Origin of the sequence: Plantactinospora sp. B5E13 (genome assembly GCF_039871775.1) — a bacterium.
Classification (GTDB): domain Bacteria; phylum Actinomycetota; class Actinomycetes; order Mycobacteriales; family Micromonosporaceae; genus Plantactinospora.
In genome coordinates this window covers 51,282-70,555 of the sequence record NZ_JBDPLT010000030.1, presented here as the reverse complement: position 1 = coordinate 70,555, position 19,274 = coordinate 51,282, and the positions used below count along the sequence as shown (strand labels likewise).

At 72.6% G+C, this 19,274-nt stretch carries 13 protein-coding genes; 7 read left to right on the top strand and 6 right to left on the bottom strand.

Features of this window, described 5'->3' with window-relative positions; all coding sequences use genetic code 11:
* Positions 1-2: 2 nt before the first annotated feature.
* On the top strand, positions 3-5,693 hold the full coding sequence (locus ABGB05_RS24265; protein WP_347655777.1) for an RHS repeat-associated core domain-containing protein: 5,691 nt from the start codon (positions 3-5) through the stop codon (positions 5,691-5,693).
* A gap of 69 nt (positions 5,694-5,762) precedes the next feature.
* Here the strand turns inward: ABGB05_RS24265 and ABGB05_RS24260 are convergent, their stop codons facing one another.
* The 4 genes from ABGB05_RS24260 to ABGB05_RS24245 form a co-directional block, all read right to left on the bottom strand.
* Positions 5,763-7,019: a VWA-like domain-containing protein gene (locus ABGB05_RS24260; RefSeq protein ID WP_347655775.1), complete on the bottom strand. Its 1,257-nt coding sequence runs from the start codon at positions 7,017-7,019 to the stop codon at positions 5,763-5,765.
* A complete protein-coding gene (locus ABGB05_RS24255; RefSeq protein ID WP_347655774.1) occupies positions 7,016-8,266 on the bottom strand; it encodes a MoxR family ATPase in 1,251 nt (416 codons plus the stop codon). Before ABGB05_RS24255 ends, ABGB05_RS24260 begins: the two co-directional genes overlap by 4 nt.
* 85 nt (positions 8,267-8,351) lie before the next feature.
* Positions 8,352-9,761, bottom strand: coding sequence for a hypothetical protein (locus tag ABGB05_RS24250; protein WP_347655773.1), 1,410 nt, complete (start codon positions 9,759-9,761; stop codon positions 8,352-8,354).
* 180 nt (positions 9,762-9,941) lie between these two features.
* Positions 9,942-13,052 carry a discoidin domain-containing protein gene (locus tag ABGB05_RS24245; protein ID WP_347655772.1) on the bottom strand — a complete coding sequence of 1,037 codons (3,111 nt, stop codon included), beginning with the start codon at positions 13,050-13,052 and terminating at the stop codon, positions 9,942-9,944.
* A 269-nt stretch (positions 13,053-13,321) separates the two neighbouring features.
* Here ABGB05_RS24245 and ABGB05_RS24240 point away from each other — a divergent pair, with 269 nt between their 5' ends.
* The 3 genes from ABGB05_RS24240 to ABGB05_RS24230 are packed head-to-tail and all read left to right on the top strand — an operon-like array spanning position 13,322 to position 15,194.
* Positions 13,322-13,543: a Txe/YoeB family addiction module toxin gene (locus ABGB05_RS24240; protein ID WP_347655792.1), complete on the top strand. Its 222-nt coding sequence runs from the start codon at positions 13,322-13,324 to the stop codon at positions 13,541-13,543.
* A 43-nt stretch (positions 13,544-13,586) separates the two neighbouring features.
* Positions 13,587-14,048 (top strand): tetratricopeptide repeat protein, encoded by a 462-nt coding sequence (locus tag ABGB05_RS24235; protein WP_347655770.1) that lies wholly within the window; start codon positions 13,587-13,589, stop codon positions 14,046-14,048.
* Positions 14,049-14,075: 27 nt separating this feature from the next.
* Positions 14,076-15,194, top strand: a complete 1,119-nt coding sequence (locus tag ABGB05_RS24230) for a nucleotide disphospho-sugar-binding domain-containing protein (protein ID WP_347655769.1) — start codon at positions 14,076-14,078, stop codon at positions 15,192-15,194.
* 76 nt (positions 15,195-15,270) lie between these two features.
* Here ABGB05_RS24230 and ABGB05_RS24225 read toward each other — a convergent pair whose 3' ends face one another.
* Positions 15,271-15,804, bottom strand: a complete 534-nt coding sequence (locus tag ABGB05_RS24225) for a MarR family winged helix-turn-helix transcriptional regulator (protein ID WP_347655768.1) — start codon at positions 15,802-15,804, stop codon at positions 15,271-15,273.
* A 73-nt stretch (positions 15,805-15,877) separates the two neighbouring features.
* Here ABGB05_RS24225 and ABGB05_RS24220 point away from each other — a divergent pair, with 73 nt between their 5' ends.
* Positions 15,878-16,516, top strand: coding sequence for an NAD(P)H-binding protein (locus ABGB05_RS24220; protein ID WP_347655767.1), 639 nt, complete (start codon positions 15,878-15,880; stop codon positions 16,514-16,516).
* A 95-nt stretch (positions 16,517-16,611) separates the two neighbouring features.
* Here the strand turns inward: ABGB05_RS24220 and ABGB05_RS24215 are convergent, their stop codons facing one another.
* The gene (locus ABGB05_RS24215) at positions 16,612-17,742 is read right to left on the bottom strand and encodes an NAD(P)/FAD-dependent oxidoreductase (protein ID WP_347655766.1); all 1,131 of its coding nucleotides are present in this window, start codon (positions 17,740-17,742) and stop codon (positions 16,612-16,614) included.
* A gap of 24 nt (positions 17,743-17,766) precedes the next feature.
* Here ABGB05_RS24215 and ABGB05_RS24210 point away from each other — a divergent pair, with 24 nt between their 5' ends.
* A complete protein-coding gene (locus ABGB05_RS24210) occupies positions 17,767-18,492 on the top strand; it encodes a TetR/AcrR family transcriptional regulator (RefSeq protein ID WP_347655765.1) in 726 nt (241 codons plus the stop codon).
* A gap of 49 nt (positions 18,493-18,541) precedes the next feature.
* Positions 18,542-19,273 carry an SDR family oxidoreductase gene (locus ABGB05_RS24205; protein ID WP_347655764.1) on the top strand — a complete coding sequence of 244 codons (732 nt, stop codon included), beginning with the start codon at positions 18,542-18,544 and terminating at the stop codon, positions 19,271-19,273.
* The last annotated feature ends 1 nt before the right edge of the window (position 19,274 follow it).

The following is a 19,274-nucleotide window of genomic DNA, read 5'->3' as shown; positions in this document are numbered from 1 at the left end:
TCGTGACACACAGTCCCTTCCACCCGTACCTCCGTCGGCGGCTCGTCTGGCTGGCCACCGTCGTGGTGGCGGCCACGCTGCTGGTGGCCGTACCGGCCCCGGCGGCCGCGGCCGGCCCGTCGGTGGGGCTGCCGCAGATCCCGTCGGTGCCGGTGAGCGCCGAGACGATGGCGGGCCGGCCGGTCGACCCGGCGACCGGGGACGCGCTCGGCGGCGACCAGTCGGCCGGCGGGCAACTGGCCGGCGGAGGCGACCCCACCGCCAGCCCGCTCTCGCCGTCGGCGACCTGGTCCGTCTCGACCCAGTCCGGCGACTTCGAGTGGTCGTATCCGCTGCGGGTGCCGCCGGTCCCCGGTGACCTGGTGCCGGAACTCGCGCTGTCGTACCGGTCGTCGACGGTGGACGGCCGGACCAGCGCGTCCAACAACCAGCCGTCCTGGATCGGCGACGGCTGGGACCTCAACCCCGGGTTCGTGGAGCGGGCGTACGGCGCCTGCGCCTCGGACAGGGAGGGCGGCACCGTCCCGCCGACCACCGGTGACCTCTGCTGGCGCAGCGACAACGCCACCGCCGGCTATCCGGGCGGCGGCGGTCAGCTGGTCCGGGACGACACCAGCGGGCAGTGGCGGGAGCGCGCCGACAGCGGGGCCCGGGTCGAGCGGCTCGGCGGCGCCGGCAACGGGGACGACAACGGCGAGTACTGGAAGATCACCACGGTCGACGGGACCCAGTACTTCTTCGGCTCCCGGCCGGCGGCCCGGTCGACCTGGACGGTGCCGGTCTTCGGTGACGACACCGGCGAGCCGTGTCACGGCGCCAGCTTCACCGCGTCCCGCTGTGACCAGGCGTGGCGGTGGAACCTGGACAAGGTGGTGGACCCGAACGGCAACACGATGCTGCTCACCTACCAGACCGAAACCAACTCGTACGGGGTCAACCTGACCAACACCGCCGTCCCGTACGTCCGGGGCGGCTGGCTGGAGCGGATCGAGTACGGGCTGCACGACACGGCGGCGCAGACCCCGGCGGCCCGGGTGCTGTTCGGGGTCACCGACCGCTGCGTACCCGGCGCCACGTGTGCGCTGGACCGGCCGGAGAACTGGCCGGACACCCCGCTGGACCGGCGCTGCGTCACCGCGACCTGTGCCGACCAGTGGTCGCCGACGTTCTGGACGACCAAACGGCTGGCCACCGTCACCACCCAGGTACGCCGGGACGGCGGCTTCACCGACGTGGACCGTTGGACCCTGGAGCAGCAGTACCCGAGGCCGGGGGACGGGGAGGACTCGGCGGCGCTCTGGCTGCGGTCGATCACCCACACCGGGCTGGTCGGCGGCACGGAGGCACTGCCGCCGGTGACGTTCGAGGGCACCCCGCTGCCGAACCGGGTCTACCAGGAGGATCATCTGTCGCCGCTGTTGCGGTACCGGCTCACCGGCATCGTCGCCGAGTCCGGCGGGGTGATCTCGGTGCACTACGCCGAGCCGGACTGCGTACCGGGCCGGTCGATGCCGACGGACCCGCACAGCAACACCCAGCGCTGCTTCCCGGTGACCTGGAGCCGGCCCGGGCACGACGACCGCACCGACTGGTTCCACAAGTACGTGGTGTCGACGGTGACCCTCTCCGACCGGATCAGCAGCAGCACCGAGCAGGTGTACGCGTACGAGTACCTCGGCGGCGCGGCGTGGCACCACGACACCTCCGAGTTCACCCCGGCCGACAAACGGACCTGGAACGAGTTCCGGGGCTTCGCCCAGGTCCGGGTCCGGCAGGGTGTGCCGGACGACCCGGCGGGCCCGGTCAGCCGGGTCGAGCAGCGGTTCCACCGGGGCATGCACGGCGACCGACTGCCCGGCGGCGGCACCCGGTCGGTGACGGTGACCGACTCGGAGGGGGTGGGCTACCCGGACCACGACTGGCTGCAGGGCTTCGAGCGGGAGGCGGTCAGCCACCTCGGCGACAGTGCGACGGTGGTGGCGAAGACGCTGACCGAGCCGGTGTGGCGGGGGCCGACCGCCTCCCGGGGCGGCCTGCACGCCTACCAGGTGCTGGCCGGCACCGAACGGCAGATCACCACCCTGGAGCAGGGGCGGCGGGAGACCCGGGTGGTCACCGGGTACGACGACCGGGGGCTGCCCACCATCGTCGACGACCTGGGTGACGTCGGCACCGCCGACGACGACCTCTGTGTCCGGACCACGTACCTGCGGAACGCCTCGGCGTGGCTGCTGGACACCCCGTCGCGGGTGCAGACCGTCTCGGTCCGGTGCGCGGTCACCGCGCCCCTGCCCGAGCACGCGGTTTCCGACGAGCGGTACTCGTACGACGGCCGGGCCTGGGGTGAGGCCCCGACGACAGGCAACCGGACCCGGGTCGAGGTGCTGGACCGGTACGACGGCACCGAACCCCGGTACGCGCCGCGCTCCACCGCCCGGCACGACGTGCACGGGCGGCCGGTCGAGGTCGGTGACGGGCTGGGCCGGACGACCAGGACCGCGTACACGCCGGCGGTGGGCGGGCCGACGACCGGCACGACGGTGACCGACCCGTTGGGTTTCACCACGACCAGCGTGCTCGAACCGGCGCTCGGGCAGCCGGTGACGGTGACCGACGTCAACGGGAACAGCACCGACACGGCCTACGACCCGTTGGGTCGGGTCAGCGCGGTCTGGTCGCCGGACCGGCCACGGAAGTGGAACCATCCGCCGGTGCACCGGTTCTCGTACCTGGTTCGCCGGGACGCGCCGACCGTGGTGACCACCACCCGGATCGGGCCGAACGGCAACCCGGTCAGCCGCAACGAGTTGTACGACGGGCAGCTACGGCTGCGCCAGGTGCAGGTGCCGGCGGTCGGCGGCGGTCGGCTGATCACCGACACCCGGTACGACTCGCAGGGGCGGGCGTACAAGACGACCAGCCCGTACTTCAACGACCGGCCGGTGGACACCACCCTGTGGCGGGCTTCCGACGTGGAGGTGCCCGGGTTGACCGAGACGGTCTTCGACGGCGCCGGCCGACCGGTCGAGTCGGTGTTCAAGGCCGGCGCGGTGGTGCGGTGGCGCACCCTGACCCGGCACGGCGGGGACCGGACCCATGTCACCCCGCCGGCCGGCGGCACCCCGACCACCACCGTGCAGGACGGGCGCGGCCGGACCGTCGAACTGCACCAGTACCGGGGCGCCACGGCGGCCGGTCCGGCCGACGTGACCCGGTACGCCTACACCCCGTCCGGGCAGCTCGCCGCGGTCACCGACCCGGCCGGCAACCTCTGGAGCTACCGCTACGACCTGCGGGGCCGCCAGGTCCGGGCCGACCATCCGGACAAGGGCGAGACGCGGATGGGCTACGACGCCGCCGACCAGCTGACGACGGCCACCGACGCCCGTGGTCAGACGCTGGCCTACGACTACGACCGGCTGGGGCGGCTGCTCAGCCTCCGCTCCGGCGACCACGAGGGACGGCTGCTCGCGGAGTGGACGTACGACACCGTGCCGGACGGCTTCGACGGGGTGGTGAAGGGCCAGCCGGCGACCGCGACCAGTTACGACGCCGACGGCAACCCGTACACCCGGGCGGTGCTCGGCTACACCGCGCGCTACCAGCAGCGGCAGACCTCGGTCACGGTCCCGGCCGTCGAGGGTGTGCTGGCCGGCACCTACGTCTCGCACCTGCGGTACAACCCGGACGGCAGCCTGGCCGGGGAGGGCCACCCGGCGGTCGGCGGCCTGCCCGCCGAGGAGGTCTTCCACACCTACGACGACGCCGGCCGGCCGCTGACCACCCACGGCGGCCCGGAGGGCACGACCGTCCACTACGTGGCGGGCAGCGACTACACCCGGTACGGCGAGCTGCAGCGGTTGCAGCTCGGCACCGGGAGCCGACGGGTCTGGCTGTCCCGGTACTACGATCCGGCGACCCGCCGGCTGGACCGGGCCATCATCGACGCCGAACTGCCCCGACCGATGCAGTCCGACCTGCACTACCGGTACGACGAGATCGGCAACCTGACCGGGATCGCCGACACTCCGCTGGAGCAGCCGGCGGACCGGCAGTGTTTCCGGTACGACAGCCTGCGCCGGCTCACCGAGGCGTGGACACCGGCTGGCGACTGCGCCGCCGAACCGTCGACGGCCGGGTTGGCCGGCCCGGCGCCGTACTGGCACTCGTTCCGGTACGACCCGACCGGCAACCGGACCAGCCGGGTCGAGCACACCGCGACTGGGGACGTCAGCACCGGCTACCGGTATCCGGAGGCTGGCGCGGACCGCCCGCACACGGTCCTCGCCACGACCGGCCCGGAGGTCCGGACGTACGGGTACGACGCCGCCGGCAACACCGTCGCCCGGGGTGACCAGCGGCTGGACTGGGACGAGCAGGGCCGGCTGGCCGCGGTGACCGGAGACGGGTCCACCACCAGCTTTGTCCACGATGCGGCCGGGCAGCGGCTGGTCCGGCGTGAACCGGGTGCGGTCACCCTGTACCTGGGCAACCAGGAGGTCCGGTTGGACCGCTCGACTGGCGCGGTGACCGCCACCCGCTACTACCGGCACGGCGGCGAGACTGTGGCGGTGCGGACCGGAGCCGGGCTGACCTGGCTGGCCGCCGACCACCACGGGACCGCACAGGTGGCGGTCGACTCGGTCAGCCTGACGGTCACCCGGCGTCGGTTCGACCCGTTCGGCAACCCTCGCGGCGGCCCGCCGGCTGCCTGGCCGGACGACCGGGGCTTCGTCGGCGGGATCGTCGACGCCGGCACCGGCCTGACCCAGCTCGGCGCCCGCGCCTACGACCCGGGGCTCGGCCGGTTCGTCTCCGTCGACCCGGTGCTCGACCCGGGTGATCCGCAGCAGATGAACGGGTACGGGTACGCCAACAACAACCCGGTGTCGATGTCCGACCCGGCCGGTACGTACCACATCGTCGACCACGAGGGGCGGATCCGGGCCCCGGCCGCCCCGGGCTGGACGGAGAAGGCGAAGCAGCGGGTACGGGCCCAGGAACGCCGTTGGGCCTCGTACTACCGGTCGCAGCGGCTCCGGGAGCGGACGCAGCGGTCCTGCCCGCCCGACCGGGACTGCCGGTCGCCGCACGAGAAGGCCCGGGCCGCCGCCGAGGCGGCCCGGCGCCGGCAGGCCGCCCAGGCGTTCGCCACCCTGATGTCCCAGCTCGACGATCTCGATCCGACAAAACTGCTGGAGGATCCGAAACGGATCCGGAACCTCTACAACCTGGCGATGAAGGCGGCCGGGGGCCTGGAGTTGCCGATCGACCTGCAGTCGGTCTCGTTCTGTGGCCAGGTCGAGGGCGGGGCCGGGCTCGGGGTCGGTGAGGAGTTCTGCGTCAACGCCGACAGCAGGGGCGTGACCGCCAGCGTGTCGGTCGGTGCCGGCCTGGAGTTCGGCGCGGACATCGACGCCTCGATCGCGCTGAAGTTCAACAACCATCCCGCGGACCAGGTGCACGGCGAGGGGGTGACCCTGGACCTCGGGGTGGACGCCGGTGGTCTGCTGCACGGTGGGGCACGGGCCCAGTGGGCCGACCCCGGTTTCAGCAAGGAGGGGGCGACACCGGACTCGATCCTGGTCAAGTTCGGCGTCGGCGTCGGGTTCAGCGTCGGCAGCCTGCGGCGCTCGGCGTACGCGGAGAACACCGGCTATCTCGGCCACCTCTGCCGGGGGTACGGCTGCTGACCGTTTCCCCTGATCCGCCGGCGGCGGCCGTACCCTCCGACGGCCGCCGCCGGCCCGTCCGGTCACGGGTTAACTCGACCCGATCTCCACCACCTTCGCCCACTCCGGCGGCGAGTCCGGTACGTAGTCGGGGTCGTCCTCCGACCACGACTCCCGCTGCCTCGGGAACAGCCCGACCACGGTCCGGCACGCCGGCCGCTCCTGCGGCCAGCGCGTCTGCCCGTCGGTCAGCACCACCACCACGTCCGGTCGCGGTCGGGTCCGCAGCGCCCGGGCGAAGCCGGTACGCAGGTCCGTCCCGCCGCCGCCGACCAGTGGCACACCCTCGGCGCGGCACAGCCGGTGCACGGTGTGGGCGGCGGCGTCGCAGGGCAGCACACTGACCAGGTCGCGTCGACCGCCGACCGCGCGGGCGATCGCGGCGACCTCCAGCAGCGCGCTGCCCAGTTCGGCGTCGCTGACCGACCCGGAGGTGTCGACGACCACGCAGACCCGGGGCGGCCGGCGCCGCAGGCTCGGCAACACCACCCCGGGCAGGCTGCTGGAGCGTCGCGCCGGCCGGCCGTACGTGTAGTCCTCGCCCGCCCCCTGACCGGTGGCCGCCGAGCGGATCGCCGCCCCGAGCAGGTCCCGCCACGGCTGGGGCGGATGGAACGCCTCCTCGGCCCAGCGTTGCCACCCCTTCGGCACGTCGCCGGGTCGGGCGGAGATGCCCTGCGCGACCCGGAACCGCACCGCGTCCCGCTCCTGCGGGCTGAGCCCGTACGCGCCGTCCGGCCCGAGGTCCCACTCCCGGTCCAGTCCGTCGGCGCCGCTGCCGCAGTCCAGCCAGACCAACCCCTGGGTACGTGGCCCGAGCGTGAACTCGCGCAGGTACTCCTCCATCAGCAGGCCCTCGGCCAGGCCCAACAGCCCCGGTACGGCGGCGTCGCCGGGGCGGGGCAGGCCGTCCCCGTACACGTCGTCGTTGATCTCGAAGTCGGCGGCGATGTTCATCCGCAGCCGTTCCCCGGGGCCGTGCAGGTCGCGTTCGGCGGCGACCCGGTCACCACGGCCGTGGTGGTCGCGGAGCAGGTGCGAGACCTCGTGCACCCAGACCCCGGCCAGCTTCTCCACGCTGCTCCGGGCCACGAACGTCGGCGAGACGTAGCACCGCCAGTGCCGGTCCACCGCCATCGTCGGTACCCGTCGGGACTCCACCGGCCGCAGGGCGAACAGCGCGGCCGCCAGGTACGGCCGGACCCGGGCGGCATACAGTCGGGCGGCGAAGAGCTTCGGGAGATCCAACGCCGTCGGCGGTCCGACCGGTACTGTGTCAGCGGTCACCGGCCGCTTCCGACGACGGTCCTGACCCGGCCCGCGACCTGGTCCACCCGTGCCGTCAGCGACACCACGTCGGTGAGGCGTTCGATCGACGCCGGCACGTCCCAGTCGGCCCGGCGCAGGGTGGCGAGGGTGGTGGCGGGAACGACCACCAGATCCGGGGCCCCGGTCTCCAGGACCCGGGCCAGCAGGGTCCACGCCGCGTCCCAGCGGGACCGTTCCGGACGTTTCCGGACCGCCTCCACCACCCCGTCGAGTACGGCCTGCCGCAGGTCGCCGCGTTCCGGCAGTTCGACACCGGTCGGGTCGGCAAGGACCGTCTCCGGGTCCGGCAGGTCCAACCGGTCCAGGCTGGCCAGCAGCTCCAGTCCGGGACCGTCCCCGACGGTGCCCCGGACCAGCAGGGAGAGCACCTCCCGGGAGGTGCCGGCGGCGGTGGCGAAGGCGATCAGCCGCAGCGTCATCTCCCAGCTGCGCGGTGACGGCCAGGCGCCGCCCTTCTGCGTCTCGGTGCGGGGCAGCCGGTGGACGAAGGTGGGACGGGCGGTGAGGAAGGCACAGACCGCCCGCCGGGCGAAGGCGACGGCCTCGGCCAGCCGGTCCGGGTCGAGCCGGGGCAGCGTCGCCGCCGGCCAGGTGCCGCCGAGTCCGCGTACCACCACCTCGTGTTCGTACGTCCAGTGCAGGTGGACAAAACGGTTCGCCAGCGGGGCGCTCAGCTCCCAGCCGTCCGCCGCCGACGAGCGTGGGTTGGCGGCGGCGACGATCCGGACGCCGGGCGGCAGCCGCAGCGCGCCGACCCGTCGTTCGAGCACCAGGCGGAGCAGGGCGGCCTGCACGGCCGGCGGTGCGGTGGAGAGTTCGTCGAGGAAGAGCAGCCCCCGGCCGGCCCGGACCAGGCGTACGGCCCAGTCCGGCGGCGCCATCGGCACACCCTGTACGGCGGGGTCGTCGCCGACCACCGGCAGGCCGGCGAAGTCGGACGGTTCGTGCACGCTGGCGATCACCGTGGTCAGCGGCAGGTCGAGGGAGGCGGCGAGCTGGTTCAGGGCGGCGGTCTTGCCGATCCCCGGCTCGCCCCAGAGCAGGACCGGCAGGTCGGCGGCGACGGCCAGGGTCAGTGCCGTCAACTGGGTGTCCGGGCGTGGCTCGGTGGTGGTGTCGCCGAGCAGGGTGAGCAGCTCGGTGGCGATCCCGAGCTGGTCGGTCGGGTGGGGTGTGGCGGTCGCGGAAGCAAACAGAGTGGACATATGTGATCACCGTTGTGGGGTCGGGCCGGCCCGACCGGAGGCCGTGCCGGCTGCCGGGTGAGGAGACGCGCGGAGGTGGAGATGGCTACGGGTGCAGACGGAGCGGACGCTGGTCCGGGTCAGCCGGCCCGCGGGTGACCGAATGGCGTGCGTTGCGCGGGTGTCCCCGATGGTCGCGGGGACGGTGGGCGGGCCGGGTGTGGATGGAACGTGTGGTGTCGGCCAGACCGGCCCGGAACAGTCCGTACGAGACCTGCCGGAGTGCCGCCGTCGCCAGTTCGTCCCGCAGTACGCCGTCGGGCAGCGTCGCCTCGGGGCCGAGCAGGTTCTCGACGACGGTCAGCGCGCCGACCGTGTCGCCGTGGTCGAGCCGGGCCCGGATGTCGGCGAGCTGCTCCGGTTGCCGGTGCACCTCGTCGATCGCCCGCAGACAGGCCAGCGGGGTGCCGGTCAACGCGGCCAGCAGCTCCTCACGGCGGATCTCGGCCGGGTCGTGGTCGAGTGGTACGAGGACGCCGTCGACCAGGCCGATCCGGTGCTGGGCGCCGCGACACTCGACCAGGCGGGGGCCGGTCGGTGCCTCCACCGGCCCGGCCGTCGGGTGGTCCGGTGCCAGCGCCGCCGCGACCAGGGGATGCAGCCGGTCGGCTCCGATCAGCCCTTCCCGCAACAGGAGCACGTCGGGTGGCACCCAGGTCGCGGCGTCCGGCAGCAGCGGCAGCCCGGTGGTGTGGCGGGCGGCCGGGCCGGAGACGAGACGTACCCCGTCCGGCCCGCCGGTCAGCTCCAGCAGCAGCCGGCGCCGGCCGCCCAGTCGTACGGCGACAGCGCCGGCGTCGACCCGGTTCTCCGCCCGGAGCAGGAGGGCCGCCTCGTCCGCCCACCGGTCGACGGCGTAGCCGAGCTCACGCAGCCCGGCAAGCTCCGGGTCGAGTGTGCTCTCGCCGGCCGGAACGTCCAGGCCGGCCCGGGTCCGTAGTTCGGCGCTGCGCCGCGCGTCCCAGAGGTGACGGTGCAGGTCGAGCCGGAACCGGGGATTCGGGCGGCGGTGCGGGTGGGCGGCGGCGTGGTTTCCGGGAGCCGCCTCGTCCCACAGGGCGAGGCTGAACCGCTGGCCGCCGTCGGCCCAGCCCGGCGGGGTCCGGGCGACGAGGTGCACCGTGCCGCCGCCGTCCCGTTGGTACCGGGCCAGTGGCAGGGTCAGGCCGGGGCGGACAAGCCCGTCCGGTGTGACCCTCGGCAGGTGCCACCGCAGCAGGTCAGGGGCCAGATGTCGAAGGTCTGTCCGGAGTCGGGCGGCGAGTTCCCGCCCGTGGCTGCGAGCCACCGCGCGCAGGTCCAGGTCGACGTCGACCCGGGCGGCGGCACACGCGCCCGCCCAGTCGCCGACAGCACGGCGGGCGGTCGCTGATCTGATCATGGACTGCGGCACGGCGTACTCGCGTACGTGCCGCCAGAGGGAGAGACGGGGCTGTCCGTTCACAGTGGAGTGCATCAGCACTCACCTTCGGTGAACGAGACCCCCAATCCGTACGAAGAGGTGTTCATCGCCGGGGAGCATACCGTCCAACGGGCCGGCCAGCCAGAGCACGACCGACGGTGGACGGCCACCGCCGGCCCGGGCACCCGGGCCGGCGGCCTCCCACGGTCGGCTCAGAAGCCGGTCAGCCGCAGCTCAGAAGCTGGTCATCCCGGCGCCGTGCGGATAGAGCGGGTTGCCGTAATTCGTCGCCGGCGGCTGCCCGGCGTTGATGCTGGCCCGGATCTGTTCCCGTTGCGCCGTGGTGGCGCCCAGGTCGTACGGCAGGTCCCAGGCCTCGTTCGCGTCGGCCAGCACGTCCGCGCCACCCGGCCGGAGCACCTGGTCCAGACTGCGCGGCAGCTGCCAGGGCAGTTTGCCGCGCGGGCTGTAGTCGCCGAAGAGCAGGCTGGCCAGCGCCGGGCCCATCTCCTCGCCGCCCCGGTAGGTGACCACGATGGCGCTGGCCAGGTCGTGCCACTCCGTGATCACGTACGGCCGGGGGAGCACCAGCGCCACCACCACCGGGATGCCCCGGGCCCGGAAGTTCTGGATCACGGCGAGCTGGTCCGGCGGCAGGTACGGCTGCTCCTTCACCCAGCTGGTGGCGTGCGTGTAACTGGTCTCGCCGACCGCCACCACCGCCAGTTTCGGCGCTGGCCCGTCGTTGGTGTACACGTTGACCCCGGCCTGGGCGGCCCGGGCCTGGACCGCCTGCAGGATCGTCTTCGAGCCGTACTCGGCGTGGAAGAAGCTGGTCCAGACGCAGCAGGCGGCGGTGTCGTTCGCGCGCGGCCCGGCGACCACGATGTTGTCGCCCGGGTTCAGCCGGATCGGCAGTACGCCGCCGGTGTTCTTGAGCAGGGTCATCGCCTCCCGTGACGCCTGGTTTGCCAGCGCCGTGTAGGCCGGGGTGTGGAAGCGGTACGGACCGTTGACCGGGTCACCGTACGGGGCCTCGAAGATGCCGAGCTGGAACTTGATCCGCAGTACCCGCCGGACCGCGTCGTCGATCCGGGCGGCGGGCACGTTCGCGAGGAACGTACCGACGGAGAAGCCGGCCGCGCCCGGGTCGGCGCCGCCCATCACGTCGGAGCCGGCGTTCGCCGCGCCGACCCAGGAGCCGGACGGCAGCCAGTCGGTGGTGATCAGGCCCTGGAAGTCGAGGTTCTGCCGCAGGTAGGCGAGGATCGGCGCGCTGTCACCGGCACCCGGGCCGCCCGGGTCGAGGTACGAGCTGCCGGCGTATCCGGGCATGATGTTGACCGCGCCGGCCTCCATCGCGGCCCGGAACGGGATCATGTGGTACTTGATGGTGACCCCGTCGAAGACGATCAGCGCCTCGCCGCCGGCCCCCTCACCCGGCCAGTGCTTGACGGTGGCGAGCACCGACTGCGGGTTCAGTTCCGGACCGCCCTGCAGCCCGGCGACCAGGGCCCGGACCTGGGCGGCGGCGACCTGCGCGTCCTCGCCGTTGCCCTCCTGGATACGCGGGTAGAGGACCTTGGTGCCGACCTCGGCGAGCGGCCCGAGCACACCCCGGGTGCCGACCTCCAGCTGTTCCCGGCGCTGCAGGTCGCCGAGCCGGTAGTCCAGCGGGTAGTTCTTCGCGGCGGCCAGCGCGCTCTGCATCGGATAGCTGGTCTGGTAGCCGTGGATGGTGTCGCCGGCCGAGACCGGCGGGATGCCGAGCCGGGTACCGGCGGCGGTGAGCAGGATGTTGTGCATGTCCTGTGCCTGTGCCGGGCCGAAGTGCCAGCCCGAGCGCGGGAACGCCTGGGCGTTGTAGAACATCTGGTACGCCTTCTCCTCGGCCGTCATCCGGCCCAGCAGGTCGGTGACCCGGGTCTCGACCGGCAGCCGCCAGTTCTCGTACGGCTCGATCGTGCCGTTGCGGTTCAGGTCCCGGGCGCCGTCGACGATGTTGACGCCGTCGGCGACCGTCTCCAGCGTCGGCAGGTACACGCTGAACCGGCGGATGTTCGAGGTCAGCGGGGTTCCGCCGGCTGTGGTGACGTACCACTTGTACGTCCACCGGTCCGGCAGGTCCCAGCCCGGCGTGTACGACGTACCGGTGGTCTCGGCGACCCGGGTGTAGAGGTCGATCAGGTTGCCGGCGGCGGTGAAGTCGTAGTCGGTCCGGCTGACGTTGATCCACACCTGGTAGCGGTTGGCGCCGGCGACCGCGGCCCAGGAGAGGGTGGGCCGGCGGGTGGTGGTGACCATGGCGGCGTCGGCCGGGGCGGTCAGCGCGAACTGGTTGACCGTGTCGGGCGCCCGGGTCGGGCCGGAGAGCAGCGGCGGGGTCGTGGCGGCGGTGTCGACGGTGCCGTGGACCTGGAACTCCCAGAGTGAGTAGCCGTAGCCGGTTGCCCGGGCGGTGCCGTGGAACCGCAGGTAGCGGCCGGTGCCGGTGACGGTGAGCTGTTCGACGCCGCCCTGCCCGGTGGTGGTGGAGTAGATGGTGGTCCAGGTGGTCCCGTCGTTCGAGGTCTCCAACCGGTAGCCGGTCGCGTACGCGCCCTCCCAGTTGAGCACCACCCGGTCGACCGTGGCCACCCCGCCGAAGTCGACGCGCAGCCACTGCGGGTCACTGAACTCGCTCGACCAGCGGGTGGTGGTCCGGCCGTCGAGCGCGGCGGCGGGGGCGTTGCCGCCCTCCCAGGAGGAGGCGGAGACCTGCTTGAACTCGGAGATCGGCTGGCCGGTCGGCGGGTCCGGGTTGCCGCCGGTGGTGCCGTACACCCGGAACTCCCAGAGTGAGTAGCCCCAGCCGGTGGCCCGGGCGGTGCCGTTCATCCGGACGTAGCGGCCGGTGCCGCTGACGGTCAGTGTCTGGGTGCCGCCGGTCCCGGTGGCAGTGCTGTGGATGGTCTGCCAGGGGCCGTCGGGGCCGGCGGCGACCTGGATCTGGAAGGACCGGGCGTACGCGCCCTCCCAGACGAGTTCGACCTGGTCGACGGTGGCGGTGCTGCCGAGGTCGACTCGAATCCACTGCGGATCGCTGAACTGGCTGGACCAGCGGGTGCCGGGGTCGCCGTCGGTGGCGGCGGTGGCCGGGGTGCCGTCGTTCTCGACGGAGGAGGCGACGGTCGGCCGGCCCTGGGAGATCAGCGGTCCGGCGGCGGCCGCCTGCGGCGCGGGGCCGGCGAGGTGGCCGGCGAGCAGGGCGAGCAGCGCGATGACGGCGTACCCGAGGTGGCGGCGGTGACGGGCGGGGGACCGGGGTGGGGGTGTCGGGGTTGACGGCGGTACGGGTGTCGGCATGGACGGCTCCCGGGTGCGCGGTGGCGGGGGTGAGCGCGCCTGCGGTGGGGGACGGGGCAGAGAGCGCTCTCTTACAGAGTCATCGCACGCCGTCGATTGGTCAAGAGCCGTGTGAAGATGTGAGCCGAGCGCATCCCGCCCTCTGGGGCCGTACGGTGCCGGAAGTGCTGGCAGCCCGACGGACCCGGGTTCCGAGAGCGCTCTCTCGCTCGTGAACGGGCTCCCGAGGAGTGAAACTCAGCTGGACCGATCGCGCTTGAGAAGACGATCTGTACTGGCAGACCCAGGACCGCAAGACCCTCAAGCGCATCAACGCCCTGATCGCGGACATCAAGCGGGACCCTGACGGGCCGGGCATTGGTAAACCGGAGATCCTCCGGAACAACCTCGCCGGGCTTCGGTCACGTCGTATCGACGACGAGCATCGGCTCGTGTACGCCGTCGAACCGAATGAGACTACGATCATCTTGTGCCGCTACCACTGCGAATGAGGCTGGTCGCTGGCGTTCAGATCGGGTCGGGCAGGAGCAGCAGATGATCAGCGATGCAACGCTCGTCCGGATCAACGAGGGTGTGCAGCTGCACCACCAGCAGGGCCGGCGTGAGGCCGCTCGCGACCTGTTCGCGCAGGTCTGGGACGAGATCGGCGGGGAGCAGGGCGATCCGTTGCACATCTGCGTCCTCGCCCACTCGATGGCCGACGTGCAGGACGACGTACGCCAGGAACTGATCTGGGACCAGCGGGCGCTGGCGGCGGTCGACCGGCTCACCGACGAGCGGATCGCCGAGGCCGGGGTGCCGATGTCGGTGGCCGGCCTGTATCCGTCGTTGCACCTCAACCTGGGTGAGTGCTACCGCAGACTCGGCGACCTCGACCGTGCCCGGGAGCACCTCCGGCACGCGCAAGCGGGGATCGGCGCGCTCGGCGACGACGAGTACGGAACGTTGATCAGGGGCGGCCTGGAGCGGCTGGCCGGGCTGCTGGCCGCCGAGTAGGCGCGCCCTGCCGGTTATGCTTCCCGAATGCGGGTGCTCTTCGGATCGGCGCCGTTGCTCGGACACGTACTGCCGATGGTGCCGCTCGCCGAGGCGCTCCGCGACGCCGGGCACGAGGTGCTGATCGCCACCGGTGCCGAAGCGCTCGCCGTACGCCGGACCGGGCTGCCGGTCGAGGACGTCGCGCCCGGGTTCCGGTTCGAGCGGATCGCCCAGCGGACCATCCTGCGCCATCCGGGACTCGCGGTGGCCGAGCTGACCGGTCGGGCCGGCACCCGGGTGGTCGGACTGCTGTTCGGCGCGGTCAACGACCAGCTCACCGACGGGCTGGTCGCGCTGGCCGACCGCTGGCAGCCGGACCTCGTCGTCCACGAGCCGCTGGCCGTGGCCGGAGCGTTCGCTGCCGTACGCCGGGGTGTGCCGGCGGTGTTGCACGAGAACTCGCTCTACGACGGCCCCGCACTGGTCCGGGCGACGATGACCCGGCTGGACCGGGCCCGACGACGGGCCGGAATCGGTGACCTGCCGCCGAGCGCCCTGACCCTCACCATCGCGCCGCCGAGTGTGGTCGGCGCCCGGGACGGCGAACCGATGCGGGGTGTGCCGGCGCGGGGCTTCGGCGAGCTGCCGGACTGGTTGGCCGCACCGGGCGAGCGCCCCCGGATCCTGGTGAGCCGCAGCACGGTGGCGGGGCCGGGCGGCGGCAATCTGATGACCGCCGTGGTCCGGGCGGCGGCCACGATAGACGTCGAGGTCGTGCTGGTTCGCCCGGACCGCCGGGTGCTGCGCCGGGGCCGGCTGCCGGAGAACGTACGGACCGTCGACTGGATCCCGATCAACGCGGCGCTGCCGTACTGCGCCGGGGTGGTGCACCACGGCGGGGCTGGTTCGGTGCTCGGCGCGCTGGCCGCCGGCGTACCCCAGCTCGTGGTGCCCGGGCCGGGCGACCGTCGGCACAACGCCGACCTGGTCGCGGCCCGGGGTGCCGGGCTCGCCCCGCCCGAACGGGCGATCACGGCGGCGGCGCTGGACCGACTGGTCAGCGATCGGGCCCTGGCGACCGCCGCCCACGAGGTACGCCGGGAGATGGCCGCGATGCCGACCCCCGCCGACCTGGTACCCCGCCTCGAAACGTTGACCGGCTGATCGTCGGTTCGGGTGCCGGGCAGGTCCCGGCGGGCGAGCCCGAGCTGCTCGGGCGAGCTGCGAGCCAGGGCAGGGTTCAGGCGTCGGGCATGTCCGACGGGTCGACCGGGCGACGGGATCGGGCGGCTGCCTGACTCAGGCCCGGGTGGACGCCGGCCAGGTTGCCGCTGTGCTCGGCGAGCCGCTGCAGGACGGCGACGAGCTGTTCGCGTTCGGCGGCGTCGAGCGGGGCGAGGATTTCGTCCTCGTGCTGGTCGGCGACCCTGCTGGCCCGAGGTAGCAGCTCACGGGCCGCGTCGGTGAGGTGGACGGCGTGAGCGCGGCGGTCGTGCGGATGCCGCCGGCGTTCGACCAGACCGCGCTCCTCGAGATCGTCGAGCAGGCCGACCATGACCTTGCGGTGGATGCCCAGTACGTCCGCGAGCTGTTGCTGGGTGCTTCCCTCGCCGTGCCCGAGATGCATGAGCAGCCCGAAGTGGTTCGGTGCGATGCCCAGCGGCGCCAGCCGCGCGGCGAACGTCTGCGCGATGTGGAACCCGAGCTGGGAGAGCAGAAAGTTGGCCCGGCCGACCAACGGCCGGTGCGCGCCTGATGTGGAGTCGTCGGACACCCGAACATTGTACGGCCAAGTAATTGTCCTGTACGGTAACAATCACTGAGGTTCCGTATCTGGGGAGATGATGATGAGACTGACTGTCTTCGGCGCGACCGGTGGCGTCGGACGCCAGATCGTGCGCCAGGCGCTCGACCAGGGGCACGCGGTGACCGCGGTCGTCCGCGACCCGGCCCGTCTCGACGTGCGGCATCCCGAGCTGACGGTGGCCGTGGTGCCGGCCCTCGACAACGCCGACACGTTGGCTCCGACGCTGGGCGGTAGCGACGCCGTCCTGTCCGGAGTCGGCCCGCGCAAACGCAACGACGGGCCCGTCGCCTCCACCGCCACCCGGACGATCCTGAGCGCCATGCACACCGCAGGCGTCCGCCGCCTCGTCGCGGTCAGCGCCACGCCGGTCGGCCCGGTCCCCGACGGGGAGAGCTTCCTCAACCGCCGCGTTCTCCTGCCCGCCATCAGTGCCCTGCTCAGGGACGTCTACGCGGACCTGCGTGTCATGGAGCAGTTGATGGCGGACAGCCCGGCGGACTGGACGGTCGTCCGGCCGCCGAGGCTGGTGGACAAACCGCTGACCGCGCGGTACCGCACCGCGATCGACGGCAACGTCGCGCGGGGTTACACGATCTCGCGGGCCGACGTGGCCCACGCCATGCTCGCCGCCACGGGCGACCCCGCGACGATCCACCGGGCGATCGGCATCGCGTACTGACCGATCGCACCGGCGGTTGATGCCCCGCCCCGACCGGGGAGAGCCGACCTGTCCGCCGCACCCGTCGGCAGGTCGCCAAAACCATGATCACGTTGTCATGCGGCGGGTGCCGGCTCGGTGGGCTGCGGTGTGAAGAAGCGGACGATGTCGTCTGCCGCGGTGGGGGAGAGCATCATCGCCTGGACCCGGGCGGACATCTCGGCGATCGGGTGGATCCGGGCGAACATCGCCTCCTCGTACGCCCGGATCGCCGAGTCGGGGTCGGCGGGGTTGGTGGCCAGTGCGGTGGCGAGTTCGGCGCCGTCGAGCATGGCCTGGTTGGCGCCCTCGCCGACCGGCGGCATCAGGTGGGCGGCGTCACCGATGAGGGTGATGCCCGGCTGGTGCGTCCAGCGCGTACCGGTGGGCATCGCCTCGATCCTGCGCGGGGTCGGCGGGCTGTCCGCGGCTTCGATGAGTGCGGTGAGTCGGGGGTCCCAGCCGTCGAAGATTTCCCGCAGGGTGCGGGTGCTGCGGTAGGTGTCCAGGTGGCGGTCGTCGGCGGGTAGCGAGATCCCGACCCGGATGCCGCCGTCGCCGAGGCGTTGTGCCGCCAGGATCCGGCTCACGCCGACGCACCAGAGGTTTCCGGGGCCAACCAGCTCGGCGAGATCCGGATGGTGTCGGTCGGCGTCGCCGATGGTCAGCTCCACCAGGGTGGCGACGGGGGAGAGCGGCGCGTCGGTCAACAGCGACCGGACGACCGAGCGTGCGCCGTCCGCGCCGACGAGGAGGTCGCAGTCGGCGCGGTGGCCGCCCTCGAACGTCAGCCCGAAGCCTCCGTCGCTTCGTGGTGTCGCCGCGACGAGCCGGTGCTGCCAGGCCACCGTGTCGGCGGGGAGTGAATCGAGCAGCAGATCACGCAGTGCGGCGCGGTCGATCTCGGGGCGTCCGGAGAACGAGCCGGGTTCTGGTCTGTGGTGCACGAGGGTGCGTCCGGCCGGGTCGAGGATGCGGTGCTCCTCGCCCTCCGGCCGTGCCTCGGACCGGAACCGGTTGGCGAGGCCTGCCGCCGCCAAGGCCCGTTGCCCGGACTCCGGGTGCAGGTCGAGCGATCCGCCCTGTGGTCGCGTGGACCGGCTCGCCTCGTGCTCGTACACCACCGGGTTGATGCCGTGGAGGTGCAGGATTCGGGCCAGCGTCAGGCCGCCGAGGCCACCGCCGACGATCGCGATTCGTGTCATCATCTCCCTTACCGTACGCTGTACCTCATGGATACACCGTACGGTAGCGCACCGCTGCCCGTCTGGGAACGGCCCGAGCCCCGGCCCCGGGCGGCGCCGGTGCCGCTGAGCCGAGCGAAGATCGCTGCCACGGCGATCCGGATCGCCGACGCCGACGGCCTCGACGGGCTGTCGGTACGCAAGATCGCCAAAGAGCTGGGTGTCGGTCCGATGCGGCTCTACGACTACGTGCGCAACAGATCCGAACTGCTCGACCTGATGGTCGACGCCGTGTACGCCCAGATCGCCGAGGCCGGTCAGCACGCCGAGTGGCGGGCCACCGTGCTCGCCATCGCCCAGGCGACCCGCGAAGCCGCTCTTGAGCACGAGTGGTTCGCCGACCTGCTCGGGGCAAGGCCACACCTGGGACCACACGCGCTCGCCGTGGGTGAATCGACGGCGGCGGCGCTCAGCCAGGCCCCGGGCGTACGTAGCATCGACGACCTCCAGCGGGCGGTGGGCGCCCTCAACGCGTTCGTCGTCGGCGCGCTCCGCAGGGAGATCACCGAGCGACGTACCGCCCGGTCCACCGGCACCGACCTGTCCGCCTGGCAGGCCGCCCTCGGGCCCTACCTGTCACGCATGCTCGAAACAGGCCGCTACCCGACCGTCGCCCGGCTCGTCGTCGATGGCGCCCACCTCGACGCCGAGGAAACCTTCCACCACAACCTGAGCACCATCCTGGACGGTTTCACCGGCCCGCCCCGGAGGTGACCTACCGCTTGTTGACCTCAACCAGGCTTCAGATGCTTCGCTGTCGGCCATGAACCTCGACGGCCTGCGCGTCGCTGTCACCGGCGCCGCACGTGACACTGGGCGCCTACTGGCCGAAGCCTTCGCCGAGCGCGGTGCACAGATCTTCCTCTCGGCCCGCGACCTGGCTGCGGCCGAGCAGGTCGCGGACGCGATCAGCCGGCGGGGGCCAGGACGGGCTGATGCCTTCCACTGCGACCTCGCCGTACCGGAGTCGGCACGCGCGTTCAGCACAGCCGTGGCCGAGCGGACGAACCACCTGGATGTGCTGATCAACAATGGTGCCCCGTACCTCGACGGTGACGATCTGGGGGACGTCCCGGACGACAGGATCGAATCGGTCATGGCCGCGGGCGGGACCGGCACCGTGTTGCTGACCAAACATCTGCTGCCGCTGCTCCGGGCATCGGCGCGGCCCGACATCGTCAACATGATCTCCGCGTGTGGCGAGGTGGGGCACCGTCGTTCGGGCGCGCATCCCGCCTTCTACGCCGCCAAGCACGCCCACGCCGGACTCGCCGAGATCCTGTCGCACCGACTCAGGCCGGAAGGGATTCGGGTGATCTCACTCTTCCCGCCGGATTTTGTCCAGGAGGGGCCCCGACAGGCGGACCGCGACCTCACCGCGCGGTCGGTTGTCGACTGCGTGCTGTTCGCGGTCAGCCAACCACGGGACTGTTTCATCCGCGAGTTCCACTTCGAGCAGGTTCGGCAGGCGCCCACACGAACTCCCCCCGAGTAGT